General features: G+C 62.2%; 17 protein-coding genes. 5 read left to right on the plus strand and 12 right to left on the minus strand.

The window, feature by feature from the left end; all coding sequences use genetic code 11:
- Nucleotides 1-69: 69 nt before the first annotated feature.
- From FW796_RS03130 to bacA, 4 genes are all read right to left on the minus strand, one after another.
- Nucleotides 70-2,145: a flotillin family protein gene (locus FW796_RS03130; RefSeq protein ID WP_346633480.1), complete on the minus strand. Its 2,076-nt coding sequence runs from the start codon at nt 2,143-2,145 to the stop codon at nt 70-72.
- 36 nt (nt 2,146-2,181) lie between these two features.
- Entirely contained in the window at nt 2,182-2,823 is a 642-nt protein-coding gene (locus tag FW796_RS03135) for an OB-fold-containig protein (protein WP_194237949.1), read from the minus strand.
- Nucleotides 2,824-2,887: 64 nt separating this feature from the next.
- On the minus strand, nt 2,888-3,583 hold the full coding sequence (locus tag FW796_RS03140) for a PspA/IM30 family protein (protein ID WP_194237948.1): 696 nt from the start codon (nt 3,581-3,583) through the stop codon (nt 2,888-2,890).
- A 15-nt stretch (nt 3,584-3,598) separates the two neighbouring features.
- Nucleotides 3,599-4,219: a biofilm formation regulator BacA gene (bacA, locus tag FW796_RS03145; RefSeq protein WP_346633481.1), complete on the minus strand. Its 621-nt coding sequence runs from the start codon at nt 4,217-4,219 to the stop codon at nt 3,599-3,601.
- Nucleotides 4,220-4,537: 318 nt separating this feature from the next.
- Here bacA and FW796_RS03150 point away from each other — a divergent pair, with 318 nt between their 5' ends.
- Together FW796_RS03150 and FW796_RS03155 are read left to right on the plus strand one after the other, a co-directional pair.
- Nucleotides 4,538-5,737 (plus strand): CaiB/BaiF CoA transferase family protein, encoded by a 1,200-nt coding sequence (locus FW796_RS03150; RefSeq protein ID WP_346633482.1) that lies wholly within the window; start codon nt 4,538-4,540, stop codon nt 5,735-5,737.
- 79 nt (nt 5,738-5,816) lie between these two features.
- On the plus strand, nt 5,817-6,665 hold the full coding sequence (locus tag FW796_RS03155; RefSeq protein ID WP_446439004.1) for a TIGR02285 family protein: 849 nt from the start codon (nt 5,817-5,819) through the stop codon (nt 6,663-6,665).
- Nucleotides 6,666-6,833: 168 nt separating this feature from the next.
- Here FW796_RS03155 and FW796_RS03160 read toward each other — a convergent pair whose 3' ends face one another.
- A complete protein-coding gene (locus FW796_RS03160; protein WP_346633484.1) occupies nt 6,834-7,121 on the minus strand; it encodes a DUF3509 domain-containing protein in 288 nt (95 codons plus the stop codon).
- Nucleotides 7,122-7,339: 218 nt separating this feature from the next.
- Here FW796_RS03160 and FW796_RS03165 point away from each other — a divergent pair, with 218 nt between their 5' ends.
- Nucleotides 7,340-7,993, plus strand: a complete 654-nt coding sequence (locus FW796_RS03165) for a response regulator transcription factor (protein ID WP_346633485.1) — start codon at nt 7,340-7,342, stop codon at nt 7,991-7,993.
- On the opposite strand, the gene FW796_RS03170 is transcribed toward FW796_RS03165, so the two are convergent.
- From FW796_RS03170 to xerD, 6 genes are all read right to left on the minus strand, one after another.
- Nucleotides 7,990-9,255 (minus strand): EAL domain-containing response regulator, encoded by a 1,266-nt coding sequence (locus tag FW796_RS03170; protein WP_446439005.1) that lies wholly within the window; start codon nt 9,253-9,255, stop codon nt 7,990-7,992. The two genes, FW796_RS03165 and FW796_RS03170, sit on opposite strands and share 4 nt — an antisense overlap.
- Nucleotides 9,256-9,346: 91 nt before the next feature.
- Nucleotides 9,347-12,961, minus strand: coding sequence for an ATP-binding protein (locus FW796_RS03175; RefSeq protein ID WP_446439006.1), 3,615 nt, complete (start codon nt 12,959-12,961; stop codon nt 9,347-9,349).
- A 91-nt stretch (nt 12,962-13,052) separates the two neighbouring features.
- Entirely contained in the window at nt 13,053-14,477 is a 1,425-nt protein-coding gene (gene thrC, locus FW796_RS03180) for a threonine synthase (RefSeq protein WP_446439007.1), read from the minus strand.
- Nucleotides 14,478-14,584: 107 nt separating this feature from the next.
- Nucleotides 14,585-15,889 carry a homoserine dehydrogenase gene (locus FW796_RS03185; protein ID WP_346633488.1) on the minus strand — a complete coding sequence of 435 codons (1,305 nt, stop codon included), beginning with the start codon at nt 15,887-15,889 and terminating at the stop codon, nt 14,585-14,587.
- A gap of 135 nt (nt 15,890-16,024) precedes the next feature.
- On the minus strand, nt 16,025-16,756 hold the full coding sequence (locus tag FW796_RS03190; protein ID WP_123727604.1) for a thioredoxin fold domain-containing protein: 732 nt from the start codon (nt 16,754-16,756) through the stop codon (nt 16,025-16,027).
- Between the two features lie 149 nt (nt 16,757-16,905).
- Complete coding sequence (gene xerD / locus FW796_RS03195; RefSeq protein ID WP_346633489.1) at nt 16,906-17,802, minus strand: site-specific tyrosine recombinase XerD; 897 nt, start codon at nt 17,800-17,802, stop codon at nt 16,906-16,908.
- A gap of 106 nt (nt 17,803-17,908) precedes the next feature.
- Between xerD and FW796_RS03200 the strand changes: the two genes are divergently transcribed.
- Nucleotides 17,909-19,711: a cation:proton antiporter gene (locus tag FW796_RS03200; protein WP_404938304.1), complete on the plus strand. Its 1,803-nt coding sequence runs from the start codon at nt 17,909-17,911 to the stop codon at nt 19,709-19,711.
- 72 nt (nt 19,712-19,783) lie between these two features.
- On the opposite strand, the gene FW796_RS03205 is transcribed toward FW796_RS03200, so the two are convergent.
- On the minus strand, nt 19,784-20,197 hold the full coding sequence (locus tag FW796_RS03205; RefSeq protein ID WP_102861301.1) for an acyl-CoA thioesterase: 414 nt from the start codon (nt 20,195-20,197) through the stop codon (nt 19,784-19,786).
- Nucleotides 20,198-20,523: 326 nt separating this feature from the next.
- Here FW796_RS03205 and FW796_RS03210 point away from each other — a divergent pair, with 326 nt between their 5' ends.
- Nucleotides 20,524-22,650, plus strand: a complete 2,127-nt coding sequence (locus FW796_RS03210) for a DUF4132 domain-containing protein (RefSeq protein WP_446439008.1) — start codon at nt 20,524-20,526, stop codon at nt 22,648-22,650.
- Nucleotides 22,651-22,697 lie beyond the last annotated feature (47 nt).

Consider the following 22,697-nt stretch of genomic DNA (forward strand, 5'->3'; position numbering starts at 1 on the left):
GCAGCCGTCGATAAAAACGGTAGCTACAGGATCAGGTGAGGGCTGGCGAATCAGCTGTGGTCAGGCATTTCAGGCTTCGGCAGACGGAGCGTCGGCCTTGCGCGTAACGGCAGCGGCGGCCAGCTCAGCGGCTACGGCCGGAGCGCCCTTGCCATTGAGCAGGCGTGCCAGGACGTCCTGGACCACCGGGCTCTTGCCCACCACGCCCTCGATGGCCTTGCCCACCGACAGCGACTTGGCGAAGGAGTTGAAGAAGTCGCCTTCGCCACCAACGATCTCGATCTTGGCCTTGCTGAGGGCGGCGGACAGCACTTCGGCCTGGTCCTTGGCGATTTCCTTGTTGGCGGCGATGGCGGCCATCGCTTCCTCGAAGTTCTTCTCCAATTGCATGCGGAACTCTTCGTGCTGACGTGCGCTGTCGCTGAGGGAGTCCAGGGCACCGAACTTCTTGCCCAGGCCTTCGGCTTCGGCGTTCAGACGCTGCAGCAGCACTTCGGCTTCAGCCGAACCCAGGTCCTTGGTGGCCTTGGCCTTGGCCGCGCCCAGTTGCTCTTCGCCACGGGCCTGAGCCCCGAGCTTCTCTTCCATGACCTTGGCTTCTGCCAGGCCGTCCTTCTCTTTGGCAGCCGCCTGGGCTTCCATGATGCGGGCATCGGCCAGGCCTTTTTCCTGCTCGCCACGGGCTTCGGCAATCAACTGCTCGGTGCGTACGCGGGCTTGAGCCAGGCCTTCTTTTTCCTGGGCTGCTGCGGTGATTTCCAGCACGCGGGCATCCGCCAGGCCAGGCGCAGCGCGCTCGGCTTCCAGGCCTTCGGCCAGGCGCTTTTTGGCTTCGGCCTGTTTGGCCGCCGCTTCCAGTTCGGCTTGGGCCAGGTTGTTGATTTCCACAGCCTTGTGCTTGGAGCGGGTCTCGTCGGCTTCAGCCTGCTTGACCTGGCGCACCAGATCCTGCTCGGCTTCGGCCTGAGCCTGGATCACCACCACTTGCTTGGCGCGCTCGGCTTCGGACACTTCGCGCACTTCCTTGATCCGCTCTTCTTCCTGGGCCACGGTCTTCTCGACCGCTACCCGCTCACGGATCACTGTGGCGATGTTCTTGCGCTGCTCTTCCAGAGCCTTTTCTTTCTCGATGCGTTGCAGTTCCACTTCACGCTCGCGGGCCACCACTTCCAGGTCCTTGGCGCGGGTGACTTTCTCAACTTCGATGACCACCGCACGCTGACGGTTCTGCTGGGCCACTTCGACTTCGCGATGATGGTTCTCGGTGCGAACGTCGATTTCCTGCTGGGACTGAATACGTGCTTGCTCGGCCTTCAGGCGTTCCTCTTCCTTGACCTTGGCGGTCTCGGCTTCCTCGCGGGCGCGGATGGTTTCGATCTCGCGCTTCTGCCGGGCTTCGGCGTCGGCCTGCTGGCGTTCGAGGGACAGCGAGGCTTCGCGGGTCTCGACGTTCTTCTTCTGGATCGCCAGCTCCTGGTTGCGCTCCAGTTCGTTGGTGATTACGTTCTGCGCCGCAGTCAACTCGGTGATCTTGCGGATACCTTCAGCGTCGAGAATGTTGCTCGGGTCCAGAGAGTGCTTGGCGGTCTGCTCCAGGTAGTCGATGGCTACGTCTTCCAGCACATAGCCGTTGAGGTCGTTGCCGATGATCTCGATGATGCGGTCGCGGAAGTCCTGGCGGTTCTCGAACAGCTGGACGAAGTCGAACTGCTTGCCCACGGTCTTCAGCGCTTCGGAGAACTTGGCGTTGAACAGCTCGTTGACCGCAGCGCGGTCGGAGGCACGGTCGACACCGATGGCCTTGGCCACCTTGAGCACGTCTTCCTGGGTTTCATTGACCCGCAGGTAGAAGGCCACGGTGATGTCGGCGCGCATGTTGTCGCGGCAGATCAGACCATCCTTGGCCCGACGGTCGACTTCCAGGGTGATCAGCGAGATGCGCATGAACTCCTTGAGGTGGATGACCGGGTACACCAGGGCGCCAGTGAAGTGCACCTTGGGGGTCGAGGACATGTCGTTGACGATCAGCGCCGTGCCTTGGGGGACCTTGATGTAGAAGGCCTTGAACAGGGCCAGCAGGCCGAAGACCACCAGAACGACGAGGCCGATCCCGAGCAGGATGGGCAGCAGCGACGGTAAATTCATGCAATCAATCTCCTTTGATTCTGAGGAAGTCCGGGCTCAGAGGCCGCGAAACTCGTCCTCGGTAATGACCCGATAGGCGTGTTGCGCCTCCAGATACTCCAGTAACACGACGCGATCGCCGCGTTTGAAAGCTCGCGCCTCATCGGCACGCACACGCAGGATCAGGCCCGCGCCGCCGTTCTCGAGCACGGCTTCGCCGTGTTCCAGGGTGACTCTGCCGCTACGCACCACAGCCGTCTGCCCCAGCACCGACTGGCTGCTGGTGGCTTCCATCTTGTGAAACAGCGGACGCAGCGGGCTGCAGATTGCCGCGCTGATGGGCGCCGCCAGGAACAGTGCAACCACTGCCAGCAACAAGCCCAGGGGATAACGCAGCCAACCCAGGGGCAGGTGGCTGAGAACATAGAGTTCGGCGAAATAGGTCAGGAACCAGCTGAAGAACATCAGCAGGGTCAGCACCAGGGTGACCGGCACCCCGTTGAGCTTGAACTTGATCAGCAGCCCGGCCAGACCTTCAGTGGCGTGAGCGCCTTCGAGCAGCGAGTCGGCCTCGAAGTCCAGCAGGTCGACCTCAAGCATGCCCATGGCCACCACGGCCCAGTAGATCACTGCCAGGCAGAGCATGAAGCTGAACAGCACTGTGGGGAACGACAACACTGTCTGCAGGAAGATTTCCATTGCTTTCCTATCCCTGAAAAAGCCGGGCAAGGCCAATCGGCCCCGCCCCTACAACAACGGTGAATCAGGACTTGCTACGGTCCTTGAGGCGCGCCAGCACGCTGTCGGCGCTGGTGTTGCCGGCAACGATCCCGGCTTCACGCAACTTGGCATCCAGGGCATCGTCCGGGTTGCTGGTGCTGGCCAGTTCGGCTGCGGCTTCCATCTTCGCCGCACGCTCGGCCTGCTTCTGCTTGATCCGCTCCAGAGATTCCACCGCGGTGTGCAGCTTGCTCTGGGAACCACCGTAGCGCTGAGCCACGGCCTGCTGGGCTTTCTGCACGCTCTCGGTGGCCTTGACGGTATCCACCTGCTGTTTCAAATGTTTGATATTGCCTTCGGCCTGGGTCACGGCCTTGCGCAATTGGGCCACGCTGGCGGCAAAACCATCGGCCTGCTCACGCTCGACCGCCAGGTCATTTTCCAGGTTGGCGATCTTCTGCGCTACTTCCTGGGCAAGATGTTCATTACCCGCTTCCAGGGCCTTGAGGGCATAGCTTTCATACTCGGCGATCTTCGCCGCGCTGCCATTGGCACGCTCGGCAGCGAGTTTCTGCCGGGCCATGATCTCGGCCAGGGCTTCCTTGGACTTGCGCAGTTCCTGGTCGGCGTCGCGGATTTCCTGATCGAGAATCCTCAGGGCCTGGCTGTCCACCAGGGCTTCGCCCGCTTCATTGGCGCCACCGCGCAGGGCGGTAAGCAACTTGCTCCATACGTTCATGTGCATTCCTCCAGGTCAGGCCTGAGCCTTCAAGTAGCCTTCATAGGCCTCGGTAGCCCTGATCACGTTGCTGGCCAGGGTTTCGATCTCGTAGAGCACGTTGGAGAGGATCGAGGTGGCGCTGAGCGCACCGAACATCATGTAGAAGCGCTCGCCGCCAAGACGGGTTTCCAGGCCGATGCTCGACAGCGGGAACAACTGTCGGCTGAGCAGCACTTCTTCGTTGAAGGCCTGCACATCGGTGACTTCGCTTTGCGGCCAGAGCAGCCCCTCTACCAGGATCTGCTCGCCGGACAAGGCGACGAACAACGGCAGGTCACCGTATTCGCGCATGGTCACGTGCAAGCTCGGTTCGGCACCCTCGAGCAGCTCAACGCTGGCTTCGCCGCTATTGAACAGCTCGGTGGCTGCCAGGGCCTGGCACAACGATCGGGCATTCCAGATCTGCGGCATGCTCATTTCTCCATCCTTTTCCACAGGAGCCAGCCCTTCGAAGGGCTGACGCAGTTTGCGTTCAACCGCCAGCAACGCCTGGGCGTTCTCGGGCAGTATCCAGACTTCCTTTTTCACCAGACCCTGATCACGCAGGCGCTGGCGGAATAAACGTTGGTAATGGGCTGAGGATTTGTTTTCCATGGCGCACAGACTAGAGCATCACATGTAAGGTTTTCAATTCATCACATGTAATTTTTTAAAGGGGTATTTGTAACAAGAGTTTTCTATCGATTCGCTCGAAACAAACCGCCGGCCCCGTGACGGGACGTAGACCACATTGAGCGATTTGCAACCGCCTTTCTCATGAACCGCGCCATTAAACCCGCCACCCAAGAGAATGAGAAGCACAATTATCCCGGCATCGACCTGGAAATAATGAAGGAAGGCCACCGCCCAGCGCTGCCTTAATGGCAACCAATGGTCTAGGCTAGGCGGATTTTCCTGCCCAGCGGATGCCCCATGAATAGCCTCAGCAAGCCCCTCGCCGGATTGAAAGTGATCGAACTCGGCACCCTGATCGCCGGCCCCTTCGCCTCGCGCATCTGCGCCGAGTTCGGTGCCGAGGTGATCAAGGTCGAGTCTCCGGACGGCGGTGATCCGCTGCGCAAGTGGCGCAAGCTCTATGAAGGCACCTCGCTGTGGTGGTTCGTCCAGGCCCGCAACAAAAAATCCCTGACCCTGAACCTCAAGCACCCGGACGGCCTGGCGGTGCTCAAGCAGCTGCTGGCCGAGGCCGACATCCTGATCGAAAACTTCCGCCCCGGGGTCCTGGAAAAGCTCGGCCTGGGCTGGGACGTGTTGCACGCCCTCAACCCGAAACTGGTGATGGTGCGCCTATCCGGATTCGGCCAGACCGGACCGATGAAGGACCAGCCCGGTTTCGGTGCGGTAGGCGAATCCATGGGCGGCCTGCGCTACATCACCGGCTTCGAGGATCGTCCGCCGGTACGCACCGGGATTTCCATTGGCGACTCCATCGCTGCCCTCTGGGGCGTGATCGGCGCGCTGATGGCCCTGCGTCATCGCGAGGTCAACGGCGGCCAGGGACAAGTGGTGGACGTGGCGCTGTACGAGGCGATCTTCGCCATGATGGAAAGCATGGTCCCGGAGTTCGATGTGTTCGGTTTTATCCGCGAGCGCAGCGGCAATATCATGCCCGGCATCACCCCCTCCTCGATCCATACCAGCCTGGACGGCAAGCATGTGCAGATTGGCGCCAACGGCGATGCGATCTTCAAGCGCTTCATGCTGCTCATTGGCCGCGACGATCTGGCCAACGATCCGGCCCTGGCCAGCAACGATGGACGGGATACCCGCCGCGATGAACTCTATGGCGTGATCGACCGCTGGGTGGCATCCCTGCCCCTGGACCAGGTACTGCAGCGGCTGAATCAGGCTGACGTCCCGGCGAGCCGGATCTTCAGTGCCGAAGACATGTTCCACGACCCGCAGTTCCTCGCTCGGGAAATGTTCCTCCAGGCCAAGCTGCCCGACGGCAAGGCCTTCAAGATGCCGGGCATCGTGCCGAAACTCTCTGAGACGCCCGGCTCCGCGGACTGGGTCGGACCCGAGCTCGGTGAGCATTCGACAGAAGTCCTGGCGAGCCTGGGCTACAGCAGCGAACAGATTCAACACTTGCGCAACTCTGGGGCGATCTAAGCTGAAAAACCGGTTCTCCATCAGCGCCCTGTCCGGCGCAAAACACCCCTTGCTACGCGGTCGCTTTCGGCGCTGCGTGATGTTTCTGCTCGCCCTGCTGTGGCTGCCGAACGCCTCCAGCGAACCCAAGGAGACACTGCTCTGGCTGCTGCGAGACCTGCCGCCCCTGAGCATTTTCGAGGGTGAACAGAAAGGACACGGGGTCATCGACCTGCTGATGCCGCAACTGATCGCCAGCCTGCCGGAGTACCAACAACAGATAGTCCGGGTCAATCGCGCCCGGGGCATGCAGATGCTGCGCGAGCCGACCTTCGTCTGCGACCCGTCGCTGATCATGAACAAGGAACGCGAACAGTGGGTGATCTTCTCCATCACCAGCTTCCGGGTCCTGAGCAATGGCTTGGTGATCCGCCGCGCCGACCATGAACACCTGGCCCACTTCCTCCAGCAGGGCAAGGTCGATCTGCGCGCCCTGCTCGCCAGCGGCCAGGAAAAAGTCGGAGTGGTCGCCGAGCGCAGCTATGGCCAGCAAGTCGACAACCTGCTGCAAGAAGCACCCGCGGAATCGGTCAATGCCCACCACGGCAACGACGCCCTGGGCAGCCTGTTGCAGATGCAACGCCTGGGTCGCCTGCGCTTGTTGCTGGGCTACTGGCCAGAGATTCGCTACCAGGCGATGCAGCAAGGCATAGATCCGCAGGAGCTTGAGTTCTATCCGATCCAGGGCACCCAGAAGTATCAGGAGATCCATATCGGCTGCAGCAAGACCGCCCAAGGGCGACAAGCCATCGCCCGGATCAACCAGGCCCTGCTCAAGTTGCGTGAGGATCGACTGGTTGAGCTGTACGCCACCTGGCTGGAGCCCGAGATGCGTGACCAGTACCGTGCCGACGCCCAGGCCTATTTCCACGATCTGCACGACCACTGACAAATCCCGGGCAAAAAGAAACCCCGAGAAGTGGGGAGACGACTCGGGGTTAAACGTGGTCTTTTACGACCCGTACCAGCAGGTTACAAGCACCGGAGCACAATGCCTGATCCTGCTGATACTGAGTCTGACTGACCGGGTGACGGGAAGGTTCCGTAAAAATTTGCATCAACTGCGCTGATCGAACACCTTGCCTTCAGCGACATGGCGCAACGCGGCGATCACACAAGGCTCCAGCCGGCCTTCGGCGATCAGCACATCACGGTGCAAGCCATCGACTACATCGGTGAGCAAACGCTTGTCGGTGAGCTGGGCCTGATTGACCTCACGCTCCACGACGATCGCGCCTGCAGCGTTCTTCAGGCTCACCAGACATTCGCCATAAGCGCCGCAAGGCGTCAGTGTGACCTGGTAGGGACTCAGCGACTCACTCAACAAAAGACTGATACTTTCCATCTAGATCACCACTCAATAGCTCGAATTAGAGGTTCGAAAACAAAAATGCCGGTAGCTTTCTGACATTCAAGTGACCATCGCTCAGAGAAGAAAGTTCGCCACGCCTACTGCTGCCGACCTGAGTCATTCGAGCATGCACGGGTAACATGACAGATATAAAACGGCCGACCAGGCGCAAACCACGCCGCCGTTGCATTGGAGCCCAAGCTTTGAAAGCAATGTCGAACAACAAATTGCGCATCATCCTTGCCGACGACCACCCGATCTTCCTGATCGGCTTGCGCGCCGTGCTGGAGCAGGACGACAGCCTGGCCATTGTCGGCGAGGCCAGTTCGCCTTCCGCCCTGAGCCAGCTGATGCAGGAGACCGAATGCGATGTGTTGGTCACGGATTTCATGATGCCCGAGGAGCAGCAGAACGACGGCCTGCGCCTGATCGAACAACTGCGCCGGCATCATCCCGATCTGCCCATCGTGGTGGTGACCATGCTCAACCACGCCGGGCTGTTTCGTTCGATCCTCGACCTGGGGGTGACGGGGTTGCTGAGCAAGGCCAGCCTGGCCGATGAACTGCCGTCAGCCATTGCCCATGCGCGACAGCACAAACGCTATGTGGCCCAGGCCATCAAGCGGGCATTGAGCCTTGCCGGCGAAGTGGGGCCGGATCGACTGGTCTCCAAGGATCAGTTGTCGCCCCGGGAGCTGGAAGTGATCCGCCTGTTGGCCGCCGGCCATGCGGTGGGAACCATCGCCGCTCAGCTCAACCGCAGCAAACAGACTGTCAGCGCGCAGAAAGTCAGCGCCATGCGCAAACTGGGCCTGGCCAGCGAAGCCGCGCTGTATATCTACGTCCAGGAACACGGACTGTCCTAGGCACACAAACCGGTGGTCTGCTCATCAAGGCCGTTGCAGCCCAGCCCCGGGGTCTCGGCCAGCCATTGGCGCATCTCGGCGGCGCCCATCGGCGGGGCGATAAAACACCCCTGCAGATGAGCCGCCCCCAAGCCCCTGGCCGCCACACAGTCGGACTCGGTCTCGATACCGGTCACCACCACCCCCAGGGACATGCGTCGCGCCATGCTCATCGCACCGCCGACCAGCGCCCGCTTGCGCTCATCGGCGGCCATGCCTGCGACAAACACCGGAGGGATCTTCAGCTCGGTGAAAGGCAGCTCCAGCAAGCGCTGCAGGCTGGTTCCACCGGTACCGAAATCGCCGATGGACAACTTGCAGCCGATCATCCGCAGGCGCAGCAGCGCCTCGACATGGGCGGTATCGGTCTGCAGTTGCGTGGTATCGATGACTTCCAGGGTCAGCATCCGCGCCGGCACTTCGAAGCGCCTCAGCAATGCCTCCAACTGACGAGGGAACAACGGCCGCTCGAGGATGCCGATGGGAATGTTCACGGCAATCGGCAGCCAGTAGCCCAGCACCAGTTTCACTCCGGCCACCAGCTCGAGTGACTGCTCCAGCATGTGCCAGGTGAAAACCTCTTGCAGGCCGGCGAACTCGATCAGCGGAAGAAATTCGCCAGGCATCAGCAAGCCCCGCTCGGGGTGCTGCCAGCGAGCCAGCGCCTCGACGCCTTGAAGACCGCCGTGTTGGTGAATGACCGGCTGAAAATGTGCAACACCACAACCCAGCACCGCTGCCAGCCCCTCGTCCTGAGTCACAGCCTCGAAGACAAAAGGCTCAAGGCCCAGCAAGTCCCGGAGCAATGTCTGGTTCAATTCGAGGCCGTCTGACCTGGAGTGCTGCTGATAGGCACAGAGCAAGTCGCCGATCACCGCCGCCGAAGCCGGCTTGGGCAGGCACGCGAGCACTTTCAACCCCAGCTCACGGGCCATGCCGGCCGTGCCTTCGAGCACATCCGGCTCTGCGTCGCTGAGAATGATCAAGGCCTTGGCCTGCTGCTGCAGGGCCAGTTCGCGGATCAGCTCCAGGCCATCGGTCTGCTCCAGGTACAGATCGCAGATGGCGATATCCACCGGTCCCTTGCTGTCCAGCGAACGCCGTGCGGACTCCTGGTTCTCGGCGGTCAGCACGTTGAAAACGCCATTGGCGTTGAGCATCTGGTGCAAGGCCATCAACTGGAACGAGTTGTCTTCGAGAATCAGCACTTTAAGCGAATGCATGGGGGCAACCTCCGATACGGCGCAGGTGGGAACAGTCCACTACGGGCCGACACGGTAATCAGACAAGTCCCAATCACACATAGGACAAGTCTTATTCGTCCAGAGCCGTCTGAATATCGCTGCGCAAAATACCAATGACCTCAAGCAGCAGCGGCCATTGGCTGCCCAGTGCCTGCTCTCGCCGCTCCTTGACCAGTACCTCCAGCTCGATACAGGCCTTGGCCAGGGGCAAGGCGTCGATCAGGCAACACACACCCTTGAGCCGGTGCAGGGTGCCTCCCAGGCGCCCCCAATCCTGCACCGCCAAGGCCTCTTCCAGCGCCTGCTGCTCTTCGCCAAGGTTGCGCAACAACTCCTGCAACATGCGCTGCAACACGTGTTCGTCGGCCTGGGTCATGCCGCGCAAGGTCTGGATGTTGAATGACGGCGACGGCAGGAATCGGGCCAGAGATTGGGCCAACTGATCCAGGGTCACCGGCTTGACCAGTAACTGGTCCATCCCCGCACGCTCGCAACGCTCTCGCTCGTCTTCGAACGCATTGGCCGTGCAACCGATCACCGGACAGGGCAAGCGCCCTTCCTGCGCCTCGATCTGGCGGATGGCCTCGGTCAGGGCGTAGCCACTCATGCCCGGCATGTTGCAGTCGGTCATCAGCACATCAAAGGTCCCGGAGCGCCACCGCTGCAGCGCCTCACGGGCATCGCCACAGGCCACGACCCGATGCCCGAGAAACATCAGTTGCTGGCTCAGGACCATGCGATTGGCGCTCAAGTCATCCACCACCAGCACTTCGATGCTGCGGCTCGGCGGACGCTCGGCAGGCGGCGAAACTTGCGGATCGAGATCCTCGCTGACCCGTTCCAGATACAGCTCGATGACAACAACGGTCCCGGCCCCAGGCTCACTCAGCAGGTGAATGCGCCCGCCCATCAACTCGATCAACTGCCGGCAGATGCTCAGCCCCAGCCCGGTGCCGCCATAGGTCGAAGAGGTCATGGCATCCGCCTGGACAAAGGGCGTGAATATCTTCGCCTGCTGCTCGGCGCTGATCCCCGGGCCGGTATCCGCGACGCTGATACGCAGACACGGGACACCGGACTCATCGGGCTGGCGCTCCACCGTCACCCGTACCTCACCTTCAGCGGTGAACTTCAAGGCGTTGCTCAACAGGTTGTGCAGGACCTGGCGCAGGCGCAACGGATCAAAGAGGTAACGCCCCCGGGCTTCCTCGTTGAAGACCAGTTGCAGGTGCACTCCCTGGTTGCGCGCGGTCACCTCGAAGAGCTGCCGGACACTGTCGAAAAAGGGCTTGAGGGCGGTGACCTGCGGCACCAACTGCATATGGCCGGCCTCGATCTTGGCCAGATCAAGGCTGTCACCCATCAGGCTGATCAATTCCTGGGCAGACTGATAGGCCACCCGCAGGGCCTCGGAGAATGGCGCGCCACGCACCCTGGCCTGCTCTTTCTCCAGCTCCAGCAAGCCAATGATGGCGGTCATCGGCGTGCGGATCTCATGACTCATGGTGGAGAGAAAAGCGCTCTTCGCGGCATTGGCCTGGTCGGCGGACTGACGTGCCTCCACCAACTGGTTCTCCAGGCGCTTGCGCTCGGTGATATCGATCCAGCCACCCAGCAAGCCCTGCAGACGGCCTTCGGCGCTGTAGAACGGGACCGTCCATTGATAGGCGTGGATCGATCCGTTGCGCGTCTCCACCTGACGGTCGGCAAACACCGACTCCTCGGACGCCAGCAACTGCATGATCTCGCCATGCAGCTGGCGAGCGGTGGCCGCGGGCAACAGATCCAGCTCCGTCAGTTGGCGCCCCTGAATCAGCTCCAGGCTCGTCCCCAACTGCTGTTCATAACTCTTGTTGCAGGTGATCAGGCGCCCCTGCAGATCACGGACAAAGATCGGGTTGGGAATGCCGTCAAGCAGGGCCCGCATGAACACCAACTGATCGTTGAGCCGCTGCTCGGCTTGCAATCGCTGCTGAATCTGCAGCTTGAGCCGACTGCTCCAGGCCAGGGAAATCAGACCGAACAGCAATGCGGTGGAAATGGCCCAGTACACCCAGGTCGGCACCCGCTGCCAGACCGGCATCGGCACCGGCGTGGCCCCCAGCCATTTGAGACGGATAGCACTGAGCTCCGCCACCGGCAGCGCCTCCAGCGACTTGTTGAGGATACTCAGCAGCTCGGGCTGATCCTTGCGCACGGAAAACTCGTCGGCGGACCAGGTACCTTCAACGCTGCGCCCCACCCGCAACCCATCGTCAGCGGGCCCCAACCCCAGCGCCTGGACCTGGACCTCGTTCTGAATGGTGGCCATGGCTTCACCACTGCTGACCAGAGCCCGAGCCTCCTCATAGCTGGCAACGCTGCGCAGCCGAATATCGGGATAGTAGCGCCGGATGTAGCTCTCAAGGGTGTGCCGCGCCGGCAACGCCAGTACCTCACCGGCCATCTGCTCCAGGCTGCTGAGGCGGCGATCCTCGGGGCGCACGACAAAGACCCAGGCAGCACCACCAAAGGCATGGGAGAAATTCAGGAACAACCGCCGGTCCTCACTGGCCGTGAGGGTAGAGTTCATCTGCGCCTGTCCACTCTCCAGCCACTCCAGGGTCTGCGCTGTGGACAGGCTCTCCTTGTGCACAAAATGCAGGCCGGTCATGCGCGAAATGCGGTTGAGCAGATCGATGTTCAGGCCGGCCCAGCGCCCCTCCTTGTCCTTGAACACATGGGGCGGGTACTGCTGGGACGCCACCATCACATGGGGATGCTGGAGAATCCAGGCCTGCTCCTCGGCGCTGAGCTCGATACGCTCGCCGGAGATGTTCGCCCCCAGGCCGGTGGTCCAGCGGGCCTGTATTTCCCGCTGCAAGGATTCGTCGATGCTCTGTAGCGCCTGCTCCAGCATGCCTGCCAACAGGGCGTTGTCGTCACGGGTGGCAAAGGCGAAGCCGGTCGGCGGCAAGCGGCTTTCATCCTGAATATGCACCGCCAGATAAGGGCGCAAGGCCTTGTAGGCTCGGACGATGATCTCATTGCCGATGAAGGCGTCGGCGTCCCCCTGGTTCAATGCTTCCAGGCCACTGTAGAGGTTAGGCGAGAGCATGATCTGACTGTTCGGATACGCCGCATGAACCTGTTCGGCGTTGGCATAGCCGTCCAATAGCACCAGTTTCTTGCCGGCCAGATCATCACTGGGGCTCGACCCGTCGCGGCGCACCACCACCACGGCCCTGTCGGGCATGTAGTCGCTGGTGAAGCGCAGCCCCGAGAGGCCGCGCTCATAGCCATTGGCACTGGTCAGCACATCGATGGTGCCGTTGCGCAGCGCTTCAACCGCCTGCTCACGCTCGGAAAACCCCAGGACTTCCATTGTCACGTCCAATCGCTCGCCCACCAGGCTGAGGTAATCGGCGCTGATGCCCTGATAGCGATTGCGGTCCCGGGTGATGTCGATGGGCTGGTAGTCGTCGATGGCAATCCCCACCCTCAGGCGTGGATGCGTCGCCAGCCATTGGCGCTCGTTGGGCGCCAGGGTCAGGGGTTCCAGCTCGACGAACGCCGGCACCAGTTTGAAAGGCAGGTTCTTCGCCGTGCCGGCCAGCGCGACACCCCAGAGTACGGCCCAGCTCAGCAGGCCCGCCACGAGCAGGCCCAGGACACGCCGTACCCTGTAAGTTAGACGAAGCATCATCCGGGCCTCCCTGCCCCTGACGGGCCAAGCTTGTAGATGAAAAAACAAAGCCCGTCAGGAGACGGGCTTCGTGGACGACAAGACCAAGGGATCAGAGTGGCTTGCCACGATTGCCGTGCTGGCTGACAAAAGCCTGCACCGCTTTCAGGTCATTGGCCAGGACCGTGCAGCGTTCTTCGCGCTGGAACAGGTCGGACAGGTGCGCCGGCAGCTCCAGAGCCTTGCCGACACCGGCCTTCTCCACCGCTTCCGGGAACTTGACCGGGTGCGCGGTGCCCAGGATCACCATCGGCGTATCCAGGCTGCGTCGGCACTCACGGGCGGCCTTGACGCCAATCGCGGTATGCGGGTCGAGCACCTCGCCGGTCTGCTCGAAGACTTCGGCGATGGTCTCGCAGGTCTGCTCGTCGTTCACCGCCAGGGAGTCGAACAGCTTGCGCGCCTCGGTCCAGCGATCTTCTTCGACGCTGAAACCGCCGCCCTGCTTGAAGCTGTCCATCAGACCGGCCAGTGCCGCGCCATTGCGACCGTGGAGGTCGAACAGCAGGCGCTCGAAATTCGACGAAACCATGATGTCCATGGACGGCGACAAGGTCGCGTGCAGGGTTTCCTTGACGTACTGATTACCGCTCATGAAGCGGTGCAGGATGTCGTTGCGGTTGGTGGCGACGATCAGCTGGCTGATGGGCAGGCCCATGTTGCGTGCCAGGTAACCGGCGAAGATGTCGCCGAAGTTGCCGGTGGGCACCGAGAACGCGATGGAGCGCGCCGGACCACCCAGCTGCAGGGCCGCGTGGAAGTAGTAGACGATCTGGGCCATGATCCGCGCCCAGTTGATCGAGTTCACTGCCACCAGACGGGTGCCCTTGAGGAAGCCCTGGTCGGCGAAGCTGGCCTTGACCATTTCCTGGCAGTCGTCGAAGTTGCCGTCGATGGCGATGTTGTGGATGTTCTCGCCGAGGATGGTGGTCATCTGCCGGCGCTGCACTTCCGAGACGCGGTTGTGCGGATGCAGGATGAAGATGTCGACGTTGTCGCAACGCTTGCAACCTTCGATGGCCGCCGAACCGGTGTCACCGGAAGTGGCACCAATGATCACCACGCGCTCGCCGCGCTTCTCCAGCACATAGTCCAGCAGGCGACCCAGCAGTTGCAGGGCGAAGTCCTTGAACGCCAGGGTCGGGCCGTGGAACAGCTCCAGCACCCACTCATTGCCGTTGAGCTGACGCAGCGGGGCAATGGCGCCGTGGGAGAAGGCGCCCTGCTCTGACGACGCATAGGTTTCTTCCAGGATTTTCTTGAATACGGCATCCGGAATGCTGCCGGTGACGAACGGGCGCATGACACGGAACGCCAGCTCGTGATACGGCAGGCCGGCCCAGGAAGCGATTTCTTCCTGGGTAAAGCGCGGCAGGTTCTCTGGCACATAGAGACCGCCATCACTGGCCAGACCTGCCAGCAGCACATCTTCGAAATTCAGGGCCGGTGCCTGGCCACGAGTACTGATATAGCGCATGGGGACAAACCTTCGGTTTGAGCCTCAAGCCGCAAGCTTCAAGCCTCAAGTCAAAGCCGATCAGCTTCTGACTTGGCGCTTGCCGCTTGCCACTTGCGGCTGCTTCATTAATTCAAATGTTCGACGCGGATACGGACCACTGGGCCGACGACGCCCTGCAGGGCCTCCAGCGCGGTAATCGCATCGTTGATGTGCTGCTCCAGAACACGGTGGGTCAGCAGGATCATCGGCACCAGGCCATCCTGCTCTTCCACTTCCTTCTGCATGATCGATTCGATGTTGATGCCGCGCTCGGAAAGAATGCTCGCCACCTGAGCCAGTACGCCCGGGTGATCCTTGGCCTGGATGCGCAGGTAGTAGGCGCTCTCGCAGGACTCGATCGGCAGGATCGGGTGATCGGACAGGGAATCAGGCTGGAAGGCCAGGTGCGGCACGCGGTTTTCCGGGTCGCTGGTCATGGCGCGAACCACGTCCACCAGATCGGCCACCACCGACGAAGCGGTCGGCTCCATACCCGCGCCAGCACCGTAGAACAGAGTCGAACCGGCAGCATCGCCATTGACCATCACCGCGTTCATCACGCCGTTGACGTTGGCGATCAGGCGGTCAGCCGGGATCAGGGTCGGGTGTACCCGCAGCTCGATGCCGGCCTCGGTGCGGCGCGCCACACCCAGGTGCTTGATGCGGTAGCCCAGGGCTTCGGCGTAGTTCACGTCGGCCGTGGTCAGCTTGGTGATGCCTTCGGTGTAGGCCTTGTCGAACTGCAGCGGGATACCAAAGGCGATGGACGCCAGGATAGTCAGCTTGTGGGCAGCGTCGATGCCTTCAACGTCGAAGGTCGGATCGGCTTCGGCGTAACCCAGGGCCTGGGCTTCAGCCAGCACGTCTTCGAAGGTGCGGCCCTTCTCGCGCATTTCCGAGAGGATGAAGTTACCGGTGCCGTTGATGATCCCCGCCAGCCAGTTGATGCGGTTGGCCGACAGCCCTTCACGGATCGCCTTGATCACCGGAATGCCACCGGCCACAGCGGCTTCGAAGGCCACGATCACGCCCTTCTCCTGGGCCTTGGCGAAAATCTCGTTACCGTGGACGGCGATCAGCGCCTTGTTTGCGGTGACCACGTGCTTGCCGTTCTCGATGGCCTTGAGCACCAGCTCACGGGCCACGGTGTAGCCGCCCACCAGCTCGATGACGATATCGATTTCAGGGTTGGTGGCGACGGCGAAGACATCGTGGGTAATCGCAATACCGGTCGTCTGGAACTGCGGCTTTGGCGTACGGGTAGCAATCTGCGCTACTTCGATTCCACGCCCGGCACGGCGGGCAATCTCCTCGGCGTTGCGCTGAAGTACGTTTAGGGTACCGCCACCGACAGTACCCAGCCCACAGATGCCTACTTTGACCGGATTCACTCTTAACTCCCCATAAAACGGCCGACTCTAGGCCGGCCGTGGAAAACAGCCGCAAACAGCGCGGCTCTCTATTAATGGCCCGTCGGCATTCACCGGCGGGCCATGATCGTCAAAGGCTAGCGTGACGATGCAGGATTATTTCGCACCCAGGGCCAGTTTGGCGATCTGTGGTGCCGGCTGGTAGCCGGGAATGACTTGGCCATCAGCCAGGACGATGGCCGGCGTGCCATTGACGCCGATCGACTGGCCCAGGGCGAATTGCTTGGAAACCGGGTTCTCGCACTTGGCGGCCTTGATTTCCTTGCCGTCGACCATTTTGTCCAGGGCGGCTTTCTTGTCCGCCGAGCACCAGACCGCTTGCAGTTGTTCATCACCCGGCGAACCCAGGCCCTGACGCGGGAAGGCGACGTAGCGCACTTCGACACCCAGCTTGTTCAGCGCCGGTATTTCAGCGTGCAGCTTGTGGCAATACGGGCAGGTGGTGTCGGTGAACACGGTGATGTGGGTCTTGGTCTCGCCGATAGCCGGATAGACCACAGTTTCAGCGACCGGAATACCGTTGATCAACTTGGAAATGCCCAGGCGTTCGGTTTTTTCCGTCAGGTTCACCGGCTTGCCGTCCTTGAGCTGGAACAGATAGCCCTGGACCACGAACTGGCCGTCGGCACTGGCATAGAGTACGCGACTGCCCTTGAGCTTGACCTCGTACAGACCGGCCAGGGGACTGGCGGTAATGCTCTCCACCGGCACTTCGAGCTGCAGGGTCTCGAGGCTTTTGCGAATGGCTTTCTCGGCACTGTCATCGGCCATGGCGAAGGTGCTGAGCAACGCCAGGGAGGCGGCGGCAAAAATCTGGGTCAAACGCATGGGAACTCCTGAAGGCGGGCAAATGGGCAACTTGGAGCGGTCGCAATGGCAACGGCCCGCAAACACCCGTTTTGCAAACCGGCAAAGCCTACCACATCTGTTTGCCGGCACCGACTACGGGCGACGCAAAGCGCCGCCCGGGAGCCAAATCAACCCCGCGGGTGATGCTTGGCGTGCAGATCCTGGAGACGGGCACGGGCCACATGGGTATAGATCTGGGTGGTGGACAGATCACTGTGGCCCAGCAACATCTGCACCACTCGCAGATCGGCACCGTGATTGAGCAAGTGCGTGGCGAAGGCGTGGCGCAGGGTGTGAGGCGACAGCGCCTTGCCGATCCCGGCCACCTTGGCCTGGTGCTTGATCCGGTGCCAGAAGGTCTGCCGCGTCATCTGCTCGCCACGCGAGCTGGGAAACAGCACATCGCTGGGCCGCCCGCCCAGCAGCTCGGCCCGGGCATCACGCATGTATCGCTCGACCCAGACAATCGCTTCCTCGCCCATGGGCACCAGGCGCTCCTTGCTGCCCTTGCCCATGACCCGCAACACACCCTGGCGCAGGTTCACCTGCTCCAGGGTCAGGCTGATCAGCTCGGTCACCCGCAGGCCGCAGGCGTAGAGCACCTCCAGCATGGCGCGGTCGCGCTGGCCGATGGCCTCGCTCAAGTCCGGCGCCGCCAGCAACGCCTCGACATCGGCCTCCGACAGGGACTTGGGCAGCGGACGCCCCAGTTGCGGCATGTCGATCTGCAAAGTCGGGTCGATCTCGATCAGCTTTTCTCGCAGCAAATAGCGATAGAAGCCACGCACCCCCGAGAGGAATCTGGCCGTGGACCGGGGCTTGTAGGCCTGCTCCACGCGCCAGGCCAGATGATCGAGGATCAGTTCGCGTCCGGCCCGCGGCAACTCCAGCCCCTGCTCCTGCAACCAGCCGTTGAACAGCGCCAGGTCACTGCGATAGGCATGGCGGGTGTTGTCGGACAGGCCTTTCTCCAGCCACAGGGCATCGAGAAAACGGTCGATCAGGGGGTGGTCGATGGCGGGCATAAAGACTCGAAAGGCACGGCCCAGGGGCCACGCGTAAAAAATAGTGAACTGCGCAGAGGGTCGCTAGTCTTTCATAGCCAGCCATTTCAAGGAACAGGGTGCATTGATGAGTGAACAACAGATTCTGCTGGCCTTCGGCGGCATCGGCGCGGCGGCACTGGGTTGCCAATGGCTGGCCTGGAGACTGAAACTGCCGGCCATTCTGTTCCTGCTGCTGAGCGGCATTCTCGCAGGCCCCGTGCTGGGCTGGCTCGACCCCCAGGAGATGTTCGGCCCGCTGTTGATGCCTCTGGTATCCCTGGCGGTGGCGCTGATCCTGTTCGAAGGCAGCCTGACCCTGCACCTCTCGGAATGGCGTGAAATCGGCAGCGTGGTGCACCGGCTAGTGACCATCGGCGCGCTGTCCACCTGGGCGGTGATCACCCTCGCCACTCACTGGCTGCTGGGCTTCGACTGGATGCTGGCGCTGCTGTTCGGCACCCTGACGCTGGTCACCGGACCAACAGTGATCGTGCCCATGTTGCGAGTGGTTCGGCCCAAGGCCTCGATCGCCAATATCCTGCGCTGGGAGGGCATCGTCATCGACCCTATCGGCGCCCTGCTGGCAGTGGTGGTCTACAGCTTCATCATCGCCAGTGCCGCCGGTGAGGGCCTGAGCCACAGCCTGCTGACCTTTGGCGGAGTGATTCTGTGCGGCAGCCTGTTCGGCATCGCCGGCGGCTGGGTCCTGGGCACCATCATGCGTCGCCAGTGGCTACCGGAGTACCTGCACAACCTGGCGACCCTGGCCGCAGTCCTGGGAATCTTCATCGCCTCCAACCAGGTGATGCACGAATCCGGGCTGCTGGCGGTGACCCTGATGGGCATGTGGATGGCCAATATGAAGGGCGTGGACGTGCGACACATCCTGCACTTCAAGGAAAACCTCAGCGTGCTGCTGATCTCCGGGCTATTCATCCTGCTGGCAGCGCGCCTGGATCTGAAGGCACTGATCGCCCTGGGGCCGCTGGTGCTGATACTGCTGCTGGTGATCCAGTTCATCGCTCGCCCGCTGAACGTGTTGCTGTCCACTGCCGGTTCCAGCCTCAACTGGCGTGAACGCGCCTTGCTGGCCTGGATTGCACCAAGGGGGATTGTCGCAGCAGCGGTGTCGGCCATCTTCGCCATCCGCCTGGATGAAGCCGGTCACGAGGGGGCGTTGCTGCTGGTGCCACTGACCTTTGCCGTGATCATCGGTACCGTGGTCCTGCAAAGCGCTACTGCCCGGCCCTTGGCGCGCCTGTTGAAAGTGGCCGAACCGGCCCCCAGCGGCTTCCTGATTGTCGGCGCCAACGGCCCGGCACGCACCATTGGCAAGGCCTTGCAGCAGCTGGGCAGCCGAGTGCTGCTGACCGACTCCAGTTGGGAGAATATCCGTGCAGCACGCATGGAAGGCCTGCCCACCTATTTCGGCAATCCGGCCTCGCAGCACGCCGACGCGCATCTGGATCTGGTGGGATTGGGGCATTTGCTGGCGCTCTCACCTTCAGGCGAACTCAACACCCTGGCGGCCATGCGCTTTCGTCACGACTTTGGCCATCAGCGCCTTTACGCCCTGGCCAACAGCCAGGAAAGCCGACGCACCGACAAGCACCGCGCCAGCCACGAACATCGCGGCCAGCTTCTGGGCAGCGAAGCCTTGACCTACACCAAACTGGCGAGCCTGCTGGGCCAGGGCGCCGAGCTATACAGCACGCACCTGACCGAAGCCTTTGGCTGGGGCGACTACCAGACTTTGCACGGCGAACGCGCGACCCTGCTGTTCGCCCGCGACAGCAACGGCTGGGTGCATGTAGTCACCCCAGAAAGCGACCTCAAGCCGACGGCTGGCTGGACCCTGCTGGCCCTGATCCTGCCCGAGTCCCTGTAACCGAGCTCCCCTGTAGGATCTGGCTTGCCAGCGAAGAGGCCCGCAAGAACGCCTTCGCCGGCAAGCCGGCTCCTACGCTGCGAATCCTGGAAGCACCGGCACCGGACGCTTGTCGTCATCGATGGCGACGAAACTGAACAGGCCATGAATGGCCTTCTCCCTTCCGTCGCAGCTCATGCTCTCGACAAACACCTCCACCTCGACCTTGAGGCTGGTGTTGCCCACCTTTACTACCCGACCTACCAGCTCAACGATCGAACCAGCAGCAATCGGATGATTGAAGTCGATCCGATCAGTGGACACCGTCACCAGCGGCAAGCGACAGAAACGCGTGGCAGCAATGAACGAAACTTCGTCCATCCATGCCAGGGCAGTGCCACCGAACAGGGTGTTGTGGTGATTGGTGGTGGACGGGAATACCGCCTTGGTCACGCGGGTCACCGAGAGCTCGGTGCGGCGCTGAATTTCTTGCTCACGAAGGGTCATCGGACTACTGCCTGAATGGATAGATCCGCGCAGGGGCACGCTGCGGGCATGGAACACCGATGAGCGCTGCAAGGCAGCGACCAAAGGCTTGATGGGAACAATCGGGGGCCGCCTGCCTGTGGATAACAACAGACCAGGAGCGCCGGGAGTGCGTGACTCACCCTAGGTGTCCCGTGCTGGCTGCACGGCGCGGGCGATCACACTTTATTGGGTCGGCGAGTATATCGCCGCCCGGCAGGGGCCGAAAGAACCCGGCTGGGGTCAGAGGCCACGATCGGCGATAAAAAATGCGATCATCCGCGCACTGAAAACGGAGACTCGCCGCCATGGATGCCCTGCCCACGCCTTCGCTCGTCGCGCACCTGCAGCAACGCCTGAACGCCGACAGAGTGGATCATCCGAATTTCTTGGGCCCGCCGCTCGACATCAGCCCACTGACACCCGCTCAACTGGGCAGCCTGTGGCCGGCTATCCGCCGAGCCCTGCGCGACCCTGCCAACCCGGCTGCGCAGCAACTGGCGACCTCGATTGTGCAGCAGGCCACACAACTGGAACTGAGCCCAGCCCTCGATCAAACCACCCTGCTAGAGGCGCTGCGCACCTGCCTGAATTGGCAGGAGGCGGTGGAGCAACTCGCCTGTTTCAGCGGTACACCGAACGCCGCCCTGGCCGAGGAACTGCGCAGGATCCTCGATGAACCCTGCACACAGTGGGCGGCGAATTACCACCAGGCGTACGTGCTGGCGCAATGGGTGGATGAAGAGGCTCAGGCGGCGCTGCGGCGTTGCGTGGAACAGCACTACGCCGATGCACCCTACGCCCGGCAGGAGTTCGAACGGCTTGGGCAACTGGAACCCCGCTCACAGCAGGTCCTGGCCGGCAGCGAGTACTGGACCGGCCATCATCACCTGAGTGCTGACCCGGCCAGGGTGCTGGTGGATGACGCGGCCTACGTCGAATTCTCACAGCAGATCCTCAGCACCGCAGCCCAGCGCCTGGACGCTATCCACAGCGGCGCCACACCCTATGTGGCCGATGGCGCCTTCACCACCCATGACACCCCGGTGATCGCCCGCGCCGCCCGGGTCGCCCTGCTGCGCGATGCCTCCTGGCTGCCACCGCTAATGGACATTTTGCTGCCCAAGGCCTGCGTCGCCCCGACCCAGGCCAAGACCGCCCCGTCACAGTCCCTGGCCATTGCACTGGGGCACTGCATCGAGCAGGTGCCAACCCCGGAAAGCGTGCAGGCCCTGCGCAACGCCCTGAGCCTGGTGCGGCATGCCAGTATCCAGAAAAAACTCACACGCAACCTCAAACCTGCCGAACGCGGCCTGGCCCAACGCCCCGAAATCGCCCTGCGTCTGGCCCCCACCAGCACGCCGAGCAAGGCCCAGCACGGGCTTCTGGCCAGTTGCCTGGAGTCCGGACTGTGGCAAGCCTTTGAGCTGTCTTTCAGCGACTGGCGAAAGCAATTGGCGGACTCCGCCGTGGGCTCGCCCTTTGCCCGCTCATTGGTCTGGGTTGCCCATTGCGGGCATGGCCAACGCCGCAGCTTCCTGCTGAACGCGGATGCGCAAGCGGTAGACCCCTGGGGCCAGCCGCTAAGCCTGGATGCCGGGTGCAGGATTTCACTGTGGCACCCGCTGTCAGCCAACGCCGCAGAGCGCCACGCCTGGCAAAACCTGATCAGCGAACGCCGGATCAAACAGCCGCTGCGCCAGGTGTTTCGCGAGTACTACCTGCCGTCCCAGCAAGAGCGGGAAAGCCATACCTGCCAGGCATTCGCCGGCTACAGCCTGTCCATCCGCCCACTGATCGGCCTGGCCCGCCGCGAAGGCTGGAAGATCGACAGGGACAGCGGCCTGAGCCGCAACCTGGGTGATATCCGGGTGAGTTTTGCGGTGGACGCAGCACTCTATCCGGGGCTGCAGGGGCACTGCCTGTCCGGTAGCGCAAGCTTCGCTCGACGCGTCGATAAATACTGGCAGCCAATACTGCTGCTGGATGTGCCGCCGCAGGTGTTTTCAGAGGCCTGCCGGGCCATCGACCTACTGGTCAGCGTCAGCAGTTTCGCCATCGAAGAACTGGCACAGACTGCCACCGGCCAATCCTTGCCGCAAATGCCAGCGGCCAAGCGCGAGCAACGCCTGAATCTGTTGGCCGAGCACAATCTCACCCAGATGACGCTGATGCGCCAACACGTACTGAGCACGGCTTTCGCCACGCTTATCGAGGAGGGGGTGTTGTCGATGGAGGGGCGCCATGTCCGCGTCGGCGAGCATGCGGTGCATCTGGTCACCGGGCGCGTGACGCGCGATGGAGAACCCGTGGAAGTGGCCCTGGCGGCACAAAGTGGCAAATTGACCGCCCTGCCCTGGCTGCCTTATGACGAGGTACTGCTGGAACGGATCGCCAACACCGTCTGCGCCCTGCTGAACCGCTCCGGGCACTAAATGACAGGCAACAAAAAAGCAGCCCGTAGGCTGCTTTTTTCTGCATC

Source organism: Pseudomonas sp. 910_21 (genome assembly GCF_052850735.1).